General features: G+C 40.7%; 1 protein-coding gene. It reads right to left on the minus strand.

What is annotated here, in order from left to right; translation table 11 throughout:
- Positions 1-71: 71 nt before the first annotated feature.
- The coding region (locus LE190_RS22225) for a YceI family protein (RefSeq protein ID WP_225240603.1) at positions 72-543 on the minus strand (472 nt) is incomplete at its 5' end.

The raw sequence follows: 543 nt of genomic DNA on the forward strand, positions 1-543 counted from the left end.
TGTCGATTCTCGGTGCGATTATTCAATGAAGGAAGAGCCGCCTGTATTAACAGAGGGCTCTTATGAGGTTTTTATTTTACAGCCTTAAGCACGATATCTAAGGTGAATTCATCATCGATGGCGCGATTGCCTAAGTCGGAGAAAAAGCTTGCTGAACGATACTGTATATCAAAGTCCAGTCGATTTACCTTAACTCCTATAGCTTCAGCAGAAAGTCCGTCTGCAGTTGTGGTGACTTTTGCTGGAAAGGAGATCGATTTTGTTTTATTCTTAATCGTCAGATTACCCGTTATGATTGGATTACCTTTGCTATTATCAACTTTACTGATGACAAATTTACTGCTGGGGTAGGTAGGCACATTGAAGAAATCTTCATTTTTTAGGTGCCCGGTCAATTTAGGAGCATCAGTACAAGCCATGGAATTCATATCTATGGTAAAACCACCGCCGGTAATTTTCCCCTTTTCTGTCTGTACCGTTCCATCTTGTATATTGATTGTTCCCACATGTCCCCCGACAACTTTTTTCGCATTCCATTTGATT

This window comes from Massilia hydrophila, assembly GCF_020208145.1.
Lineage (GTDB): Bacteria > Pseudomonadota > Gammaproteobacteria > Burkholderiales > Burkholderiaceae_D > Telluria > Telluria hydrophila.